This window comes from Mycobacterium sp. TH-M82, from assembly GCF_057473605.1.
In genome coordinates this window covers 1-1866 of record NZ_JBYCKY010000718.1, presented here as the reverse complement: position 1 = coordinate 1866, position 1866 = coordinate 1, and the positions used below count along the sequence as shown (strand labels likewise).

Sequence of the window (1866 nt, the reverse complement as noted above, 5' to 3'; positions counted from 1 at the left end):
ACTCAAACCGGGCGGGAAGCAGGTTCAGCAGCGTTCTCCGACGTCGCGGTGCCGTGCTCGGCGCGGCGACGGTGGGCGTCGTGTTGTCGAGTGCGGCGAGGGTGAGTGTATCGGGCATGACGAGGCCCACGCGGCGGGTTGGGCCCGGACTGCTGGGGTGAGAAGATCCGGACGCCTGTCCGTCGCCGGCCGGACGCGGCCATGAAGCCAATCCGACCGTTGACAAATTTTGCCATCACTCACTAACCTCCGTCTCATGGGCACCATGAACATCTCACTACCCGACTCGCTCAAGGCGTTCGTGGAACAGCAAGTTGTCCAGCGCGGGTATGGCACCAGTAGTGAGTATGTCCGCGAGTTGATTCGCAAGGACCAGGACCGCGCGACCCTTAGAAGCCTGATCCTCGAAGGCGCCGCCTCAGTACCCGCCGAGCCCGCCGACGACGCCTATTTCGACGGACTTCGTGCGCGCATCCGGCGTCGCAGCGCCGGATGACGATCAAGCCGGTCATCCCGCGTTATCAAGCTATCCAAGATGTCGAGCACGCGATCGACTACTACGTCGAAGAGGGAGCGATGCAAGCCGCATCGGAACTGGTCGACGCTGTGCAGGCCGCTTACCGCTTGATCGGACTGTAGCCCGGGATCGGTTCACCCCGTTACGGCTACGAACTCGATATTCCCGGGCTACGCGGACGAGCGTTGGAGCACTTCCCATATGCCGTCCTGTATGTAGAGCGCACCGACCGTATCGATCTATTGCGTATCCTGCACCAGCGCCGTGACATTCCGGAACTCCTGCGCAATCTCGATCAGGACTAGCAGCCGATCTGTGTCAGTAGCGCACCTGTGGCCCGGAAATCCTTGTGCAGCAGGCAGGCTTGCAGCTCAAGGAATCGGAGTAGCTGCGCGGCGAAATACATCAGCCGTGCCCGCGGACGATCATCCGCATCATCCTGAGGGTGAAGCGGGCGAACCGCCAGGACTGGATGAGCAGGTTCTGGCGTGCCCGCAGGGTGCCGCGCGTGGGCAGCGGGGCAGCGGCGATGCTTTCGGCAGTACGGGCGTTCGCCGTCGGCTCGTTGCTGTCGTCGTCCACGGGAGCGCCTTTCATTCGGGTCATTCGGGGATCAGCCACCAGAACGGTCGGGCTTTGGCCTTGTAGATGAACAGGTAGTGCAGCGCCAGCTTCATCCAGTGCCCGGCCAAGCCGATCTCTCCGGACGTGCCGGCGAGGTCGCGGCCGGTCTGCGGATACTTCTTCCAATCGGGGACGACCGGGTACATCGTCATCGCAGCGGCCGATCCCTGCCCGAAGCCGGTGCCGGCCGAGGCGACGCACGCGGCGCCCACGGCCGCCATCGAGACCGCGTGCGCAGGAACTTCGGCGGACTTGGTGATGCGGTCGCGGATGGTCTCGGCGACCGCCTTGGCCATCATGCCCGACGGCATGCCGGTGCGCGGCGGGGATGGGGTGATGACCGTTCCTTTAAGACTCTTGCGTGGCTTCGAGATCGGATGCGGCGGGGCGAACGCGATGCCCGGCGCGAAGATGTTGGGGTAGGCCGGCGACTCGTAGGTGTGCGGCCAGTCCTCGGCGGACCAATCTTCGTAGGGCTTGCCCGAGTAGTCGGCGTCGACCTTCAAAAAGCCCGACGGTGCGAACAGGGCGGAGGTGATATCGGCGCCGTCCTTGTCGTAGGCGGCCAGCGCCACGCCCCGAAACGGTGGCAGCAGCATGGCGAAGTCGAACGCCAGGGTGTGCTCGTTGCCGTCGAGCTGCTCGTAGCGCAGCTTGCCGTCCATCACCTCGCTCACGTGCGCCTGGGTGATGGCCTTGACGCCGCGCTCGCGGAACAGCGACTC

Annotated in this window: 4 protein-coding genes; 2 read left to right on the top strand and 2 right to left on the bottom strand. The window is 64.6% G+C overall.

Annotation, left to right across the window (positions count from 1 at the left end; all coding sequences use genetic code 11):
- The first annotated feature begins 256 nt into the window (after window positions 1-256).
- Both AC2VON_RS20915 and AC2VON_RS20910 read left to right on the top strand, forming a co-directional pair.
- On the top strand, window positions 257-496 hold the full coding sequence (locus AC2VON_RS20915) for a type II toxin-antitoxin system ParD family antitoxin (RefSeq protein ID WP_486954632.1): 240 nt from the start codon (window positions 257-259) through the stop codon (window positions 494-496).
- Window positions 493-639: a hypothetical protein gene (locus AC2VON_RS20910; RefSeq protein WP_486954631.1), complete on the top strand. Its 147-nt coding sequence runs from the start codon at window positions 493-495 to the stop codon at window positions 637-639. Before AC2VON_RS20915 ends, AC2VON_RS20910 begins: the two co-directional genes overlap by 4 nt.
- Window positions 640-922: 283 nt before the next feature.
- Here the strand turns inward: AC2VON_RS20910 and AC2VON_RS20905 are convergent, their stop codons facing one another.
- Together AC2VON_RS20905 and AC2VON_RS20900 are read right to left on the bottom strand one after the other, a co-directional pair.
- Entirely contained in the window at window positions 923-1099 is a 177-nt protein-coding gene (locus AC2VON_RS20905) for a hypothetical protein (RefSeq protein WP_486954630.1), read from the bottom strand.
- A gap of 20 nt (window positions 1100-1119) precedes the next feature.
- The coding region (locus AC2VON_RS20900) for an NAD(P)/FAD-dependent oxidoreductase (RefSeq protein WP_486954629.1) at window positions 1120-1866 on the bottom strand (747 nt) is incomplete at its 5' end.